Source organism: Micromonospora inyonensis, assembly GCF_900091415.1.
GTDB classification, from domain to species: Bacteria; Actinomycetota; Actinomycetes; order Mycobacteriales; family Micromonosporaceae; genus Micromonospora; species Micromonospora inyonensis.
In genome coordinates this window covers 1,673,436-1,689,209 of sequence record NZ_FMHU01000002.1, presented here as the reverse complement: position 1 = coordinate 1,689,209, position 15,774 = coordinate 1,673,436, and the positions used below count along the sequence as shown (strand labels likewise).

11 protein-coding genes and 1 pseudogene are annotated in these 15,774 nt (G+C 74.1%); 7 read left to right on the top strand and 5 right to left on the bottom strand.

Annotated features, from left to right (window positions below):
• Positions 1-57: 57 nt before the first annotated feature.
• From GA0074694_RS21990 to GA0074694_RS21965, 6 genes are all read left to right on the top strand, one after another.
• Positions 58-4,407, top strand: coding sequence for a type I polyketide synthase (locus tag GA0074694_RS21990; protein ID WP_091461358.1), 4,350 nt, complete (start codon positions 58-60; stop codon positions 4,405-4,407).
• A complete protein-coding gene (locus tag GA0074694_RS21985) occupies positions 4,400-5,641 on the top strand; it encodes a MupA/Atu3671 family FMN-dependent luciferase-like monooxygenase (protein WP_091463631.1) in 1,242 nt (413 codons plus the stop codon). Before GA0074694_RS21990 ends, GA0074694_RS21985 begins: the two co-directional genes overlap by 8 nt.
• A complete protein-coding gene (locus GA0074694_RS21980; protein WP_091461356.1) occupies positions 5,634-7,103 on the top strand; it encodes a condensation domain-containing protein in 1,470 nt (489 codons plus the stop codon). Before GA0074694_RS21985 ends, GA0074694_RS21980 begins: the two co-directional genes overlap by 8 nt.
• Positions 7,104-7,138: 35 nt before the next feature.
• Positions 7,139-9,034, top strand: a complete 1,896-nt coding sequence (locus GA0074694_RS21975; RefSeq protein WP_176738066.1) for a non-ribosomal peptide synthetase — start codon at positions 7,139-7,141, stop codon at positions 9,032-9,034.
• A 111-nt stretch (positions 9,035-9,145) separates the two neighbouring features.
• Positions 9,146-9,472: a hypothetical protein gene (locus GA0074694_RS21970; protein WP_245714847.1), complete on the top strand. Its 327-nt coding sequence runs from the start codon at positions 9,146-9,148 to the stop codon at positions 9,470-9,472.
• Positions 9,466-9,756: a hypothetical protein gene (locus GA0074694_RS21965; protein WP_091461352.1), complete on the top strand. Its 291-nt coding sequence runs from the start codon at positions 9,466-9,468 to the stop codon at positions 9,754-9,756. The genes GA0074694_RS21970 and GA0074694_RS21965 overlap by 7 nt, the downstream gene beginning before the upstream one ends.
• A 75-nt stretch (positions 9,757-9,831) precedes the next feature.
• Here the strand turns inward: GA0074694_RS21965 and GA0074694_RS21960 are convergent, their stop codons facing one another.
• The 5 genes and pseudogenes from GA0074694_RS21960 to GA0074694_RS21940 form a co-directional block, all read right to left on the bottom strand.
• Complete coding sequence (locus GA0074694_RS21960; RefSeq protein WP_091461350.1) at positions 9,832-10,686, bottom strand: S1 family peptidase; 855 nt, start codon at positions 10,684-10,686, stop codon at positions 9,832-9,834.
• A gap of 246 nt (positions 10,687-10,932) precedes the next feature.
• Positions 10,933-11,715, bottom strand: a complete 783-nt coding sequence (locus tag GA0074694_RS21955) for a nucleotidyltransferase domain-containing protein (RefSeq protein WP_091463623.1) — start codon at positions 11,713-11,715, stop codon at positions 10,933-10,935.
• Entirely contained in the window at positions 11,712-12,410 is a 699-nt protein-coding gene (locus GA0074694_RS21950; RefSeq protein WP_091463624.1) for a nucleotidyltransferase domain-containing protein, read from the bottom strand. Before GA0074694_RS21950 ends, GA0074694_RS21955 begins: the two co-directional genes overlap by 4 nt.
• Before the next feature lie 165 nt (positions 12,411-12,575).
• Positions 12,576-13,595 carry a LacI family DNA-binding transcriptional regulator gene (locus GA0074694_RS21945; RefSeq protein ID WP_091461348.1) on the bottom strand — a complete coding sequence of 340 codons (1,020 nt, stop codon included), beginning with the start codon at positions 13,593-13,595 and terminating at the stop codon, positions 12,576-12,578.
• Between the two features lie 63 nt (positions 13,596-13,658).
• Positions 13,659-14,267 (bottom strand): annotated as a pseudogene (locus GA0074694_RS21940) (L-arabinose isomerase); the annotation flags it as partial.
• Between the two features lie 251 nt (positions 14,268-14,518).
• On the opposite strand from GA0074694_RS21940, the gene GA0074694_RS21935 reads away from it, so the two are divergent.
• Positions 14,519-15,763 carry an IS110 family RNA-guided transposase gene (locus tag GA0074694_RS21935; RefSeq protein ID WP_091461346.1) on the top strand — a complete coding sequence of 415 codons (1,245 nt, stop codon included), beginning with the start codon at positions 14,519-14,521 and terminating at the stop codon, positions 15,761-15,763.
• The last annotated feature ends 11 nt before the right edge of the window (positions 15,764-15,774 follow it).

Here is a 15,774-nt window from a genome sequence, read left to right as displayed (position 1 = left end):
GACCGGGTCGACGGTTTCCGGCCCACCCACCTACTCACACACAGCGAGGGGCCTGACATGAGCGACGACGTAGAGTCGACGATCCACGACAGCGTGGCCATCATCGGCATGAGTGGCCGCCTGGCCGGATTCGACTCCGTCGACGAGTTCTGGCGGGGACTGGTGACCGGTGCCGAGGGCTCGACCACGTACCCGGACGACAAGCTGCTCGCGGCGGGCGTCCCGGCGGCGGACCTCGCCGATCCGGCGTACGTGCGCACCGGTTTCCCGCTCACCGCGCCCGGTCTGTTCGCCGCCGATTTCTTCGACGTCGGCCCGGCCGAGGCGGAGGTGACCGATCCGCAGCACCGTCTCTTCCTGGAGTGCTGCTGGACCGCGATGGAGCACGCCGGGCGGGCCCCGGGCGGCGAGCACGGCCGGGTCGGGGTCTTCGCCGCCACCTCGTCGAGCGGTCACCTCGCCGAGCGGGTCCTCCCCTCCGAACGGGCCGCGCGCATCGCCCACCCGTTGCAGATGTCGGTCGGCAACGACGCCGGCATGCTGGCGTTGCGGGTCTCGTACAAGCTCAACCTCACCGGTCCGAGCCTGACCGTCTCGTCGGCCTGCTCGTCGTCGCTGGTGGCGGTGCACCTGGCCTGTCAGAGCCTGCTCACCCACGAGTGCGACACGGCACTCGCCGGTGGCGCGACGGTCCGGCAGCTCGACCCCACCGGCTACCGGCACGAGGAGGGCGGCATCCTGTCCCGGGACGGGCGGTGCCGGCCCTTCGACGCCGACGCCACCGGCACGGTGGCCGGAGACGGCGTCGGGGTGGTGGTGCTCAAGCGCCTCGCCGACGCGCTCGCCGACGGCGACCACGTGCACGCGGTCATCCGGGGTTCGGCGGTCAACAACGACGGGTCGGCGAAGGTGGGCATCACCGCACCCTCCACCACGGGTCAGGTGGCGGTGATCCGGGACGCGCTGGCCGTCGCGGGGGTCGCCCCGGAGACGGTCGACTACGTCGAGGCGCACGGCACCGGAACCGCGCTCGGCGACCCGATCGAACTGCGGGCGCTGGCGGAGGCGCTCGGCCCGGTGCCCGCCGGCTCCTGCCGGGTCGGGGCGGTCAAGTCCAGCATCGGTCACCTGGACGCCGCCGCCGGGGTCGCCGGCCTGATCAAGACGACACTGGCGCTCGAGCACCGGTTCGTCCCGGGCACGCTGCACTTCCAGCGCCTCAACCCGGCGCTGGAGCAGCCCGACAGCCCGTTCCGGATCAGCGCAGACGGCGAACCGTGGCCGGTCACCGACCACCCGCCCCGAGCCGGCATCAGCTCCTTCGGCATGGGCGGCACCAACGCGCACCTGATCCTGGAGGCGGCTCCGTCGCATCCGGCCCCCGCCCCGAACCGTCCCGTCCAGCTGCTGCCCCTGGCGGCCCGGACGGCCGACGAGCTGACCGCCGCCGCCGCGCGCCTGGCCGACCACCTGACCCGGACGGCACCCGGGCCGGCCGTCCTGGCCGACACGGCGTGGACGCTCCAGGTCGGACGGGCCCGGTTCGGGCACCGGCGGGCCGTCGTCACCACCGACGCGGTCGACGCCGTGGCGGCGCTGCGGTCCACCTCGACCGGGACGGTCGTCGACGGGACGCCGCACGTGGTGTTCCTCCTCCCCGGCCAGGGCACCCGGTTCGCCGGTGTCGGCGCCCGGCTCTACGACAGCGAGCCGGTGTTCCGCGCGGCCGTGGAGGAGTGCGTGGCCGCCTTCGCCCCGCATCTGGACTGGGACCTGCGGGCGCTGCTCGTCGGCCGGGACGGGTCGAAGCTGTCCGACGATCCGTCGGCGGAGACGGGCTACGCGCAGCCGGCGATGTTCTGTCTCGACTACGCCTGCGCCCAGTTGCTGCGGTCCTGGGGGGTCGAGCCGGACGCGATGGTCGGCCACAGCCTCGGCGAGCTGGTGGCCGCCTGCCTGGCCGGGGTGTTCGACCTGGCGGACGCGGCGCGGGTGGTGGCGGCCCGCGCCCGGTTGATGCAGGAGTTGCCGCCGGGTCGGATGGTCTCGGTGGCCCTCGGCGAGGACAGGTTGCGGGCGGTGCTGGCCGGACACGGCACCATCGCGGCGGTCAACGCACACTCCTCCTGCGTCGTCGCCGGCGACGAGGCGGAGATGGCGGTGGTCCAGCGGCGACTCGCCGAGGTCGGCGCGGTGACCCGTGTCCTGCCGGTCCGGCGGGCCTTCCACACCGTCCACACCGAACCGGCGCTGCGCGCGTTCGCCGACGTGCTGCGCACCGTCCGGCTGCGTCCGCCGACGGTCCGGTTCCTGTCCAACCTGACCGGGACGTGGATCACCGACGAGCAGGCCACCGACCCGCAGTACTGGGTGGCCCACGTCCGTGGGCAGGTGCGGTTCGCGGCCGGCGTCGCGGTGGCCGCGGCGTGCCCGAACCCGCTCTTCGTGGAGGTGGGTCCGGGCCGCGGGCTCGGCAATCTGGTGCGGGCCGGCGCGTACGACAGCCGGCCACCGGTGGTGGCGATGCTGGCGCCGCCACCCGGTCCGGTGGAGCGGCCCGACGGCACGGGCGTCCACGACGAGCAGCGGAGCGTGCTCACCGCCCTGGCCGAGCTGTGGCAGCACGGCGTCGAGGTGGACTGGGCCGCCCTGCACGGTGGTGTCCCCCGGCGGCGGACCCCGCTGCCCACGTACCCGTTCATCCGTACCGGGTTCCTGCTGCCCCGGGCGACGACGGTGCAGCCGACCGACCCGCCGGCCCGGACGCCGGTCTGGTTCCCGGCGGCGCTCCCCCGCGACGGGGCCCGCGTGCCGGACCGGTGCGGCTGGCTGGTGCTCGGCGACGAGCCGGGGTGGGGTGGCGACGTCGCCGACGCGCTGCGCGCGGCCGGCCACCCGGTGCGTCGGATCGCGCGAACCGACGGGCCGGACCGCGACGACGCGGCACGGCCGGAGACCTGGGAACGCCTCTTCCGGGATCGCCCGGCCGACGGGCCGGTGGACCGGGTGCTGCACGCCTGGGACAGCGGGGACGAGAACGTGGACGTCGCGGTGGCGGCGCTGGTGGGTCTCACGCGGGCCCTGCACACGTCGGCACCGGACCGCCCGGTCCGCGTGGACGTCCTGACCGAGGAGTTGCGGGAGGTCGCCGGCTCCCGCGTCCGGGCACCGCACCGGGCCGCGCTGGACGGGGTCGCCGCCGTGCTCGCCGGGCGGTACCCGACGGTGCGCTTCCACTTCGTGGACGTCGGCGAGGTGACCGGCGACGCGGACCAAGACCGTCAGCGCGCCCTGCTCCTCGCCGAACTGGCGGCGCAGACACCGGACACCCACGTGGCGTACCGGGGCGCGCGGCGGTTCCGGCGTGCCCTCGTGCCCGCGCCGACCGGCCCGGCCGGTGTGGTGCCGGACGGCGGTTACCTGGTGACCGGGGCCGACCGGGAGGCCGGGCTGCGGCTCGGGGCGGAACTGGCGCGCTCGGGCGCCCGGGTGGTGCTGGCCGGCGGTCCGGAGCTGCCCGATCCGACCGGCCCGGGGGCCACCGGTCGTCCTCTCGCCGCTCAGCTGGCGGGGCTGCTCGACTCCCGGCCGGAGGCGGTGAGCTGGGTGCCGGCCGACCCGACCGATGCCGACGGGCTGCGCCGGCTGGTCGACACGGCCCGGGACCGGGTCGGTCCGCTCCGTGGCGTCGTGCACGTCGTGGACGCACCGTCCGAGCCGGTCGTGTTCGGTCGGTCGATCGACCGGATCCGGGCCCTGGCCGACCTGCTGGCCGGTGACGACCTCGACGTGCTGCTGCTGGTCACCGGTGCCGGCGGCGGCGACCCGCTGGTGGAGGAGGCGGTCGCCACCGCCGTGGGGGCGTTCGCCGAGCAGCGCTGTGCCGAGGGACCGGCCACGACCGCCGTACGGCTGTGCTCCGGGGTCGATCCGGACGGCCCGGCGGGGCCGGTGGCGGTCCTCCGGGCGGCGCTCGGCGGCGGCGTGCCGCAGGTGGTCGTCGCCGGGCCGCCGACGGACGTGGCTGGCGCGGCGGTGCCGGTACCGGACCGGACGGAGACGCACGATCCGCTGCTGGCCACCGCCGACATCGACGACGAGGTCGAGCGGTCCGTCGCCGAGGTGTGGCAGGAGGTGCTGGGCGTGTCGGGATTCGGTCCGGAGGACGACTTCTACCAGCTCGGCGGGAACTCGCTGTTCGCCATGCAGATCATCGCCCGGCTGCGGCAACGCTTCGGCGACCTGCCGATGAGCGTCATCTTCGAGGCGCCGACCGTGAGCGGCCTGGCGGCGGCGATCCGGGCGTGGCAGGGCGAGGGCATCGGGCTCGACGAGTTCGAGGCGCTGCTGGCGGAGATCGAGGCCATTCCGGCCGCGGGTGGCATCGGAGGCGGTGACCATGTCTGAGCGTCCCTCGGTCACGGACCTGAACCGGCGGCTCGCCGCCCTCTCCCCCGAACGCCGGGCGGCCCTGGAGCAGGCGATGCGGGCCCGTGCCGTCAGCCTGCCGCCCGAGCTGGCCGCGTCACCGACCCGCGCGACGGCGGCCCGGCCGGGCCGGCGGCGACGCCCCACCAGCCGGATGGCGTTCAGCCTGTTCTTCTTCTCCGGGGACGGCTCGACGCGGGACGGGGAGAAGTACCGGCTCCTGCTGGACTGCGCCCGGTTCGCCGACGAGCGGGGCTTCGCCGCGGTCTGGGTGCCCGAGCGGCACTTCGTCGACTTCGGTGGCCTGTACCCGAACCCGTCGCTGCTGGCAGCGGCACTGGCAGTGACCACCCGGCGGGTGCAGTTGAGGGCCGGCAGCGTCGTCCTGCCGCTGCACCATCCGGTGCGGGTCGCCGAGGAGTGGGCGGTGGTGGACAACCTCTCCGGTGGGCGGGCGGCCATCTCGGCCGCCTCCGGGTGGCATCCGGACGATTTCGTCCTCGCACCGGACGGGCCGGCCGGCTATCCGGGGCGCAAGGACGCCATGTTCGCGGCGATCGAGACGATCCAGCGCCTCTGGGCCGGCGAGACGATCGACGTGTCGCGCCCGGACGGCAGCGTCCGCGCGGTCCGTACGCTGCCCCGGCCGTTGCAGCCGGAGCTTCCCGTGTGGGTCTCGGCGGCGGGTTCGGTGGAGACGTTCGAGCGGGCCGGCGCGATCGGGGCGAACGTGCTGACGGGCGTGATCGGGCACCGGCTCAGCGAGCTGGGTGAGAAGATCACCGCCTACCGGGCGGCCCGGGCGGCGGGCGGACACGACCCGGCCGCCGGCACGGTCACCGCCATGGTGCACACCTTCCTCGGCCCGAGCGACACGGAGGTCCGGGCGCTGGTACGGGAGCCGCTGATCGACTACCTCGGCACGTTCCTGCGGCAGCACCAGGGGATCGAGGGCGGGTTCGGCGCGCTCGACGACGACGCCCGGGCGGCGATGCTCGACGCCACCTTCGAACGCTACTTCCAGTCGCTGGCGCTGCTCGGCACGCCGGACAAGTGCGAGGCCCTGGTGGAGGACCTGGTCGACGTCGGCGTCGACGAGATCGCCTGCCTGGTCGACTTCGGTTTGTCGCCCGACACCGTACGCGACGGTCTGGACCACCTCGACGACCTGCGCAACCGTTACCAGAGCTCGGAGGAACCCACGGATGACTGACCTGTCGGCCCGGCTGGAGCGGCTCACCCCCGCGCAGCGGGCCCTGCTGGACCGTCGGCTCGCCGACCGGCAGCGCGCGACGTCGGTGGGTGCCATCCCCCGTCGCGCCCGGCGTGACCGGGCCCGGCTCACCGATGCCCAGGAGCGGATCTGGCTGCACCGTCAACGCCAGCCGGACGCCCCGGCGCACAACGTGCCGTCGGCGTGGCGACTGCGCGGCCGGCTGGACCTCGACGCCCTCACCCGCGCGGTACACGCCGTGATGGCCCGGCACGAGGTGTTGCGGAGCACGTTCGAACTGGACGGCGACCAGCCGGTCCAGGTGATCCACCCGCACCTGCCGTTCGCCGTCCGGACGATCGACCTGAGCGACCTGCCGCCGGAGCGGCGGGAGGAGCGGATGTGGCAGGAGGCGCGGGCGGAGGGAAACCGTCCGTTCTACCTGGACGCCGGCCCACTGCTGCGGATGCTGGCGATCCGGCTGGCCGACGACGAGCACGTGCTGGTCCGCATCTTCGACCACATGATCTGGGACCGGGCGTCGATGGGCATCTTCGGGCAGGAGGTGGCCGGGTTCTACCGGGCCTACGTCGAGGGTGGGACGTACGACCCGCCGCCGCTGCCGATCCAGTACGGCGACTACGCCGAGTGGCAGCCGGAGTGGATCGAGCGGGAGGTCCGGGTCCGGCACCTGCCGTACTGGCGGCGCCAGTTGGCCGGCACGCCGCCGGCGCCGGAGCTGCCGACCGACCACCCGGAGCGGCGGGGTGCCACCAACCGGTCCGGCCAGCACTACTTCCGGCTGTCACCGGAGTTGACCGGGGCGCTGCGCCGGTTCGCCCACGAGGAACGGACCACGCTGAACGTGGTGCTCCTCGCGGTCTGGAAGTTCCTCCTGCACCGGCTCACCGGCGCGGAGGACGTGGTGGTGGGCACCAACTCGTCCACCCGGCGGCGGGCGGAGACCGAACCGTTGATGGGGCTCTTCCTGACGATGCTGCCGCTGCGGACCACCGTCCGGTCGGAGCTGACGTTCCGGGAGCTGGTGGCCGCGACGCGCCGGACGATGACCGGCGCCCTGGACCACCACGACATCCCGATCGGCGTGATCCTCGACGAGCTGAACATCGGGCGGGGCGTGGGACTCGGTGCGCTCTACCGGGCGGCCTTCATCATGGTCGACTTCCGGCACGAGGCTCCCCTGTCGATGGCGGGCCTCGACCTGGAACCGCTGATGTTGGAGAAGCAGACCGTCACCATCGACCTGAGCATCGGCTACTTCGACGAGGCCGGCGAGGACAGCGTCTACGGCATGATCGAGTACAACAGCGACCTCTTCACGGCCGCGACGATCGACCGGATGTGGCAGCAGTTGGAGCTGCTGCTGCACGGGGCGGTGGCGACACCTGACCGGCCGATGGCGGAGCTGCCGACGCCGGCCGGGGACGGAGCCGAGCGGTGACCGGCGGCGGCAGCGCTCCGGGCGACAGGACGCCGGTGTCGGCTCCGACCGGGCCCGGCCTGCTCGCCCGTGTCGCTGCCCACGCCGAGCGGACGCCCCACTCGGTGGCGGTCCGCGCCACGGCCGGGAGTCTGGACTACGGCGACCTGGTCGCACGGGCCGGGGCGATCGCCGGGGCGCTGCGGGGACGCGGGGTGGCCGTCGAGTCACCGGTGGGGATCTGCCTGCCCCCGTCGCCCGACCTGGTGGCGGCGCTGCTCGGGGTGCTGTGGGCGGGCGGGGTGGCGGTGCCGCTGGACCCGGCGGCGGCGCGGATGCGGTTGCGCCTCCAGGCGGCGGACGCCGAGCTGGTGGCTCTCCTGGTGACGGCGGCGACGGCCGGGTACGGGGCGTCGGTCGGCGTGCCGACGATCCTGGTGGACGCGGTGCCGGCGGCTCCCGCCGCCGTCCCGCCGCCCGGCTGGTGCGCGGGACGTGCGGCGGCGGTCGTGCACTCGGCCGGGCTGGAGGAGGAGTCGAGGCCGGTGGTGGTGACCCACGGCAACCTCGCCGGCCTGGCGGACTGGCTGGTGGACGGCTGGCCGGCCGGCACCTTCGACGCGGTGCGGGTCGACGCGCCGCCGGACGGTCACCTCGCTCTCTGCCAGATTCTGGCGCCGCTGGCCGTCGGGGGGACGGTGCTGGTGGACACCGGCAGCGCACGCGGTGTCGCCGCGGCCACGGCGGGAGGCTCGGCCGAGGCGGGAGGCTCGGCCGAGGCGGGAGGCTCGGCCGAGGCGGGAGGCTCGGCCGAGGCGGGAGGCTCGGCGGGCGGTCCCAGCGTCCGGATCGGCCCGCCCGGACCGGCCGGGGACGCCGCCGCGCTGCTGCTCACCGGCGGGCCGGTCACCGGGCCCGTACCGACCGTCGCGGCCTGCTGGTCGGCGTGGAGCGCGGCCGAGGTCGGCGGGCCGGCGCTGGCCGGCACGTGCCTCGACGACGATCCCCGGGCGCTCGGCGAGCCCCGTCCGGACACCACGACGTACGTGCTGGACGACGCGCTGCGGCCGGTACCGGTGGGGGTGGTCGGTCGCCTGCACCTGGGCGGCGGGGCCGTGACCCGGGGCTACCACGGGCAGCCCTCGCTGACGGCGGAGCGCTACCTGCCCGACCCGTTCGCGGCCACGCCCGGTCGGCGGATGGTCGTCACCGACGACCTGGTCCGCCGCGACGCCGACGGCGTGCTGCGGTGGGTGGGTCGGGTCGACGAGTGCCCCCGGCGGGACGGGGAGCCGAGGCCACCGGTCGAGGCGCAGGCCACGCTCTGCCGGCACCCGGAGGTGGCAGACGCTGTCGTGGTCTGCTCCCCCACCGGGGACCTGGTCGCGGCGGCGGTGCCGGTCCCGGGGGCCGGGACCACCGTTGCCGGGTTGCGGTCCCACCTGGCGGGGCTGCTTCCGGCGCGGCTTCGGCCCGACCGACTGGCACTGGTGGACGCGCTGCCGCGGCTGCCGTCGGGCAAGGTGAACCGTCGCGCCGTACTCGGTGCCGTCACACGGGCGGAGCGGGCCGACGCGGTGGCGCAGGCGGAGCGGACGTCGGACCGGGTCGATCCGGCGGTGGCGGCGCAACGGCTGGTGGCGCAGGCCTGGACGACGGTGCTGGGACGGTCGGTCGGAGCCGACCGGAACTTCTTCGACGCGGGCGGGGACTCCCTTCTGATGATCAGGTTGAGCGGGGTGCTCCGCCGGGCGTTCGACCGGGATGTCGACGTGGTGGATCTCTTCCGCCTGCCGACGATCCGGGACATGGCCGCCCACCTGGCACCGCTGGCCACCGGAGCCGGCGGGTCGTCGGGGCCCGGGCCGACGGCCCCGGACCGGCAGGCGCAGGCCCGGCAGGAGGCCCGTCGGCAGGTGGGACGGGCGCGCGGAGCGGGACGGGACTCGTGACCGGCCGGGTGGTCCGGAGGCGGCGGCGCCCCCGGGCCACCCGGAACTATTTATGTCCATCAATTTGATTGGTAACCTGGGGCCACCCCTTCGCCGCTGATCGGAGGCCCCGTGGAAAGACGACGACCGACGCTGCGACTCGCCGCCGCCCTGACGGCCGGCGCACTGACCATCCCGCTCGGCGCCACCGCCGCCCGGGCCGACACGGCGGTGCCCCGGCACGCGATCGTGGTGTGCCAGAGCGCCAGCTTCTACGCCAACTACAACTCCTCCACCGGCCCGTCCGGCCTCAAGCGCGTCCTCTACTACGGCGACAAGATCGGCCACACGCCGGGGGCACACCCGGTCTACAACGGCTGGGCGGCGTCCTTCGACTTCGGCCCCAACGACTGGGGCTACCTGCGGTACGAGTGCATCGGAGGGTACGACTCATGGTGAACCCCGTCGCCCGCCGGATCGGCGCGGCCGTCACGGCGGTGGTCGCCACGGTCGCGCTCACCCCCACCGCCGCCTCGGCGGCGTACGGCACCATCGGCGAGCGGGAGACGGTCTGCGCCGGGGACCTGTTCGTCCGCACCGAGCCGAACGGCGCCTGGATGGGCACCCTCTACCGGGGCCAGACGTTCCTGGTCGAGGGCCCCCGCAGCGGCGGCTACATCTACGGTTTCGCCTACGGCCAGATCAACCGGCGCGGTTGGGTGCAGGACGGCTGGTTCTGCTGATCCGGGAACGTCACTGTCGCCGTCCCCGCTCCGCCTGCCCCGCTCCCCGGCCGGGGAGCGGGGCAGGCGGGCCGGTCAGGGCAGGGTCACGCCGTACGCGGAGAGGATCTCCATGATCGGCTGGAAGTGAGAGGTGCCGCCGGTGGTGCAGTTGCCGCTGCCCCCGGAGAGGATGCCGAGGATCCGACCGGTGGCCGGGTCGCAGAGCGGACCACCGCTGTCACCCGGCTCGGCGCAGATGTTGGTCCGGATCAGCCCGGACACCACGCCCTCGCTGTAGTTCACCGTCACGTTCAGCGACTGGACGAAGCCGCACCGCACGCCGGTGGTCGAGCCGCTGCGGCAGGCCCGCTGACCGACGTAGGGGCTGCCGACGCCGTTGATGGTGAGCAGGCCGGGGTAGGTGTGGACCGCGCTCGGGTGGGCGATCGAGGTGTTCGTATACCGGACGATGCCGTAGTCGTTGCCCGGGAAGCTGCTGCCGGCGCGGCTGCCGAGCACGGTGCTCTGGCCACCGTTGGCATACCACGTGCTGCCGGCAGCGGTGCAGTGTCCGGCCGTGACGAAGTACCAGGTGCTGCCACTGCGGACGTTCGCGCCCAGCGAGCAGCGACCGCCACCGGCGTAGATGGCCTCGCCACCGGCGATGAGAGTGGTCAGCCGGCCCGGCTCGTGGCGCAGCACGGCACCGGCCCGTGCGACGGTCGCGCGCAACGCGGCCACCTCCGCGGCGCCGACGGTGTCGTCGACGGTGAGGGTCATCCGCCCGGTCGCCGGCTCGTGACCCCAGGCCGTGCCGGCGGTACGCACCCCGGCGAGGACCGCCGCCGCCCAGGCCGGGTCGCCGACGGCGGGTCGGGCGTGGGCCGCCGCCGGCGCGGCGAGGAGCAGCACCGCCGCGAGAAGGGCGGGGAACGGGGAACGACGCATACGGACCTCCGCTGGCCAATATTGGTAGACGTCGATACAGCATCCACCCCGCCCCACCGGCGTTCAAGCGGGGGCGCACCACGTCGAACCCGGCACGGCGTCCGCACGCGGTCGACCCGGCGCGGGAATCGGGTCACCGAGCGCCGACGGCTCCGCCCCCCTCGCATCCACCGTGGCCACCGGATCGTGCCGGTGGGGTCGGCTGACCGCCGGTCGCCGGCCCGGGCAGTGTCGCCCGGGCCGGCGTCATCCGGCGTACTCCGCCAGCCGGACCCGGGTCACGAGCGCGTCCAGGTCCCGGGTGCCGGACGGCTGGTCCGGCAGTGCGCTGTCCTGCTGGGCCCGCTCCAGCCGGGCGGTCAGCGCGTCCAGGTCCCCGGCGAGGACGTCGGGCGGGACCAGGTCGCCGAGGGGGCCGTGTTCGGCGGTGCGTTTCGCCGCGACCAGGTCGGCCAGGTACGCCGGGGCCCGCTCGGCGTCGAGCAGGGTCGGCAGGTGCGCCTCGACCCGGCCGGTCTGCATCAGGTGGACGCCCGTCAGCAGGGCCCGGAAGGTGTAGAGCAGCGGTTTCAGCTCGCCGGCCCGCTCGAACAGTCGCCGCTGGGTGGCGGCGAAGCCACGGTAGTGGTGGCCGTGGTGCCGGGTCAGCACCGCCGGTGCCAGCTCGACCAGCGCGGCGTGCACCGGTGAGGTTCGCACCACCAGCGGCGACAGCAACTGCTCCAGCACGTAGCCGTTGCGCCGCAACATCAACCGCGCGAACTTGCGCAGGTCGTGGGTGACCAGGTCCAGCTCCACACCGTCGCGGTGCCACATCGCGGCCCGGGTCTCCGCCGGCTCGCCCAACGCGACCAGGTCGGCGACCGGCAGCAGGTGCACGCCGCGCAGGTCCACGTCGGAGTCCCGGGACGGGAAACCGTACAGGTGCGCGCCGGAGACGGTGGCGAAGAGCAACGGGTACGGCTGCTCCCCCACCACGGCCGCGAGGTCCACACCCGGCGGCAGTCCCGCCGCCGCCAGCGCCGTCATGCCGGACCCCCGACCGACCGGCGGCGGACCGACACCAGCCACCGTTCGACGCGGTCGGTGTCGGGGTGCTCCGGTAGCGGGCTGCGCTCCAGGTCTGCGGTCAGCCGGTCGGTGAGCCGGTTCCGCCAGGCCACCACCTCCGGCCAGGGCAGGGCACCCGCCTTCAGCGCCAGCAGTCGGTCCCGGTCGGGGCCCACGTCGAGCACCAGTTCCCCGGTCCGGACAAGGTGCCCACCGGCGGCGAGCAGTCGGATCAGGTGGGTCACGTGCCGCCACACGGGCGTGCCGTCGCGCTCGACGCCACGCTGCGCCTTGGCGAACTGTGCGGTGGCGTAGCGCAGGTAGGTGTCGGCGACCCGGCGGGACAGGAACGCCGGCGTGAGGTCGCGCAGTTCCCCGCCGAGCGGGGTGCAGCTCTCCACCAGGGGTGAGTGCAGGACCTCCAGGACGTTCGGGTTGGCGGCCAACCCGAGGACGCAGACCCGCTCGACCTCCCAGCGGAACTGCTCCGGCAACGGCCCCTCGTGGTGCGGCGCCGGCTTGGTCAGCGGCCAGAACGCCGCCGCCGGCAGCGCGTACACCCCGCGCCGGTCGGTGTCCGAGCCCGGACCGGCCAGACCGAAGGCGCGGGAACCCACGACCACCTGGAGGATGGTGTGCTCGTCGACCAGCCGGTCGGTCAGCTCGCCGCCCATCGGGTCGGGGTCGCCGGACGGGGCGACAGATCGGGACCACACGCCGAGGATCATGTCAGAGGACGGCCGGCGGGGGCACCTGGGTCACCCCCCGCCTCACCGGCGACAGCCGGCCGTGGCCGGGGCGGTCGACGGCCGGGGCGGGACGGGGTCGGGGAGGTCCGGTCAGCCCCGGGAGACCCCGCTGCTGGCGCGCACGACGAGCGTCGGTTCGACCTGGGGGTCCGTGGAGTGGCCGGCGGGCTGACCGAACAGCTCCAGCAGGGTGGCGACACACCGGCGGCCGACCTCGTCGAAGTCCTGCCGGACGGTGGTCAACGGTGGTGACAGGTACTCCGCTTCGGGGATGTCGTCGAATCCGACCACGCTGACGTCCTCCGGGACCCGTACGCCCCGTTGGTGCAGCGAGCGGAGCAGACCGAGCGCCTGCTGGTCGTTGGCGCAGAAGATCGCGGTGACGTCCGGCCGGTCGGCCAGGGACTGCCCGATCTCGTAGCCGGCACGCGGGCTCCAGTCCCCCTGGAGCACTGGCGGGACCGGACGACCGGCCACCTCCAGGGCCAGCCGCCAGCCGTCGACCCGGTCGCGGGCCTCCAGCCAGTCCCGGGGGCCGGCGATGTGCCACACCGTCGGGTGCCCGAGGGAGAGCAGGTGCTCGACGGCCAGCCGGGCCCCGGCGACCTGGTCGACCGAGATGCTGGGCAGTTCGCCGGACCCGCCGGATTCCACCACCACGGCCGGTACGCCGGTCGGCAGCCCGTGGACGGCCATCGCCGCGGTCAGCATCGGGGCGATCAGCACCACCCCGGCCACCGACTGCTCGGTCAGCGCGTCGAGGGCCGACCTCATCCCGGCCCGGTCGAGCCGTTCCAGGGTGACGATGCTGATGCCGTAGCCGGCAGCCCGGGCGGCGCGCTCGATGCCGAGCAGGGTGGCCGCCGGGCCGTACAGGATGGTGTCGAAGCTGACCACGCCGATGACCCGGGAGCGCCGGCCGGCGAGCCCACGGGCCAGGGCGTTGGGCCGGTAGTTGAGCTGACGCACCGCGCGCAGCACCCGTTCCCGGGTCTCCTGGCGGACGCTCGGGTGGTTGTTGAGCACCCGGGACACGGTCTGGTGCGACACACCGGCGAGCCGTGCGACGTCACTCATCACCGCGGCCTTCGCGGCCGGCTGCTGCCCCATGACACCCCTCCTCGAGATCGTAGCCGGCCGTGATCAATTCGAGCCGCTGGCGGGCGTGGTGCTTCAGAACCCCCGGGCCAGGCGGTGGTAGGCCTGGTTCCACCGGAGTTCGTCGGTCAGCCTCCGGGTGGTGGTCGCGGCGTCGATGACCACCAGTTCGGTGGCGACCACCTCGGTCAGGTCGTGCAGTTCCTCGACCCCGACCGCCTGCGACAGCACCGTGTGGTGCGGCGCGCCCGCGGTGAGCCACGCCTCCGCCGAGGCGGCCAGGTTCGGTCGGGGCCGCCACACCGCCCGGGCCACCGGCAGCCTCGGCAGGGGCTCCGGCGGGGCGACCACGTCGATCTCGTTGGCGACCAGGCGGAACCGCTCCCCCAGGTCGGCCAGGCCGAGCACCACCGCCGGGCCGGGCCGGGCGTCGAAGACCAGCCGGATCGGATCCTCCCGGCCGCCGATGCCCAGCGGGTGGATCTCCACGGTCGGCGTCCCGGCGGCGATGCTCGGGCAGACCTCGAGCGGGTGCGCGCCGAGGACGAGTTCCCGACCGGGGGTCAGGTCGTAGGTGTAGTCCTCCATGAAGGACGTCCCGCCGTCGGTGCCGACCGACATCGCCTTGAGCGTGTGCACCAGCACCGAGGTCTTCCAGTCCCCCTCACCGCGTGCGGCGAGGCCGCGCTCGCTCATTGGTGCACCCTTGTCTCACTCGAGCTGAGGTTGGTTCGAGTGCACCGGTGACCGTCGGGCCATCGCCCAGCTCGCTCGACCTTCGAGGTCCAGCATGAGTTCTGCGAGGCCCGGCGGCCCGGGACACCCCGACTGGCAACAGGGCTATGCGCCATCGAGCGCCGCTCAATGAGCGACCGGCAGTGGTGTCCCGGAACCGCCAGGTGCTTCCCCACTGGTAGCGCAGCGGAGAGGCAACTATGAGTGTGACCGACACCGCCGTGCCGGCGCGAGGCAACTCGGCCGGGGTGGACTGGGCCAAGGACGACTACGCGGTCTGCGTGGTCGACGCCGACGGTGAGCCGCTGGAGCGGCTGGCGCTGAAATACACCAGGACCGGCCTGAGACGGCTGATCGACCTGCTTGACCGGCATCGGGTGGACGCGGTCGGCATCGAACGCCCGGACGGGCCGATCGTAGATGCGTTGCTGGCCGCCGACACGACCGTGTACGTGATCCCACCCTCGCAGGTCAAGGCACTGCGCCGACGGTACGGCTCGGCCGGGAACAAGGACGACCGGTTTGACGCCTACGTCCTGGCCGACACCGTCCGCACCGACCGGCGCCGGCTGACCCCGCTCGTGCTGGACAGCGAGACAACCACCGGGCTGCGCAAGCTGTGCCGCGCTCGCAAAGACCTGGTCGCCCACCGCATCGCGGTCGCCAACCAGCTGCGCGCCCACCTGGCCACGACGCTGCCGGCCACTGTCGAGCTGTTCAACGAGATCGACTCGTCGATCAGCCGGCAGTTCCTGACCCGGTTCACCACCCAGGATGCCCTGGACTGGCTGTCGCCCAAGCGCCTGGCCGCCTGGCTGAAGAGCGCGAGCTACTGCGGCCGCACCGACCCAGCCGTGCTGCACGCCCGCATCGACGCCGCGCCTCGCGGCGCCACCGGAAACTACGGACAGACCCTGGCCGGCATCACCCGCGCCTACCTCGCCACCCTGGCCGCCATCGTGGCCCAGATCGACGCCCTGAACCAGCAGATCACCGAAGCCCTCGACCTGCACCCCGACCGGGACATCTTCACCAGCCTGCCCCGCTCCGGCACCGTCCGCGCCGCCCGGCTGCTCGCCGAGATCGGCGACGCCCGCGGCCGGTTCCCCACCCCGGCGTCCCTGGCCTGCCTCGCCGGCGTCGCACCCTCGACCCGCGAATCCGGCAAAGTCCGCATCGTGACCTTCCGCTGGGCCGTGGACAAACAACTGCGCGACGCCGTCTGCGACTTTGCCGGTGACAGCCGCCACGCCAACCCCTGGGCCGCCGACCTCTACCAACGAGCCCGAGCCCGCGGCCACGACCATCCCCACGCGGTCCGTATCCTGGCCCGCGCCTGGCTGGACATCATCTGGAAGTGCTGGACCACCAACACCCCCTACGACCCGGACCGCCACCGAGCCCTCCAACACCTGCTCAAACAAGATCATCAAGTGGCGGCTTGACACAGGGCAAC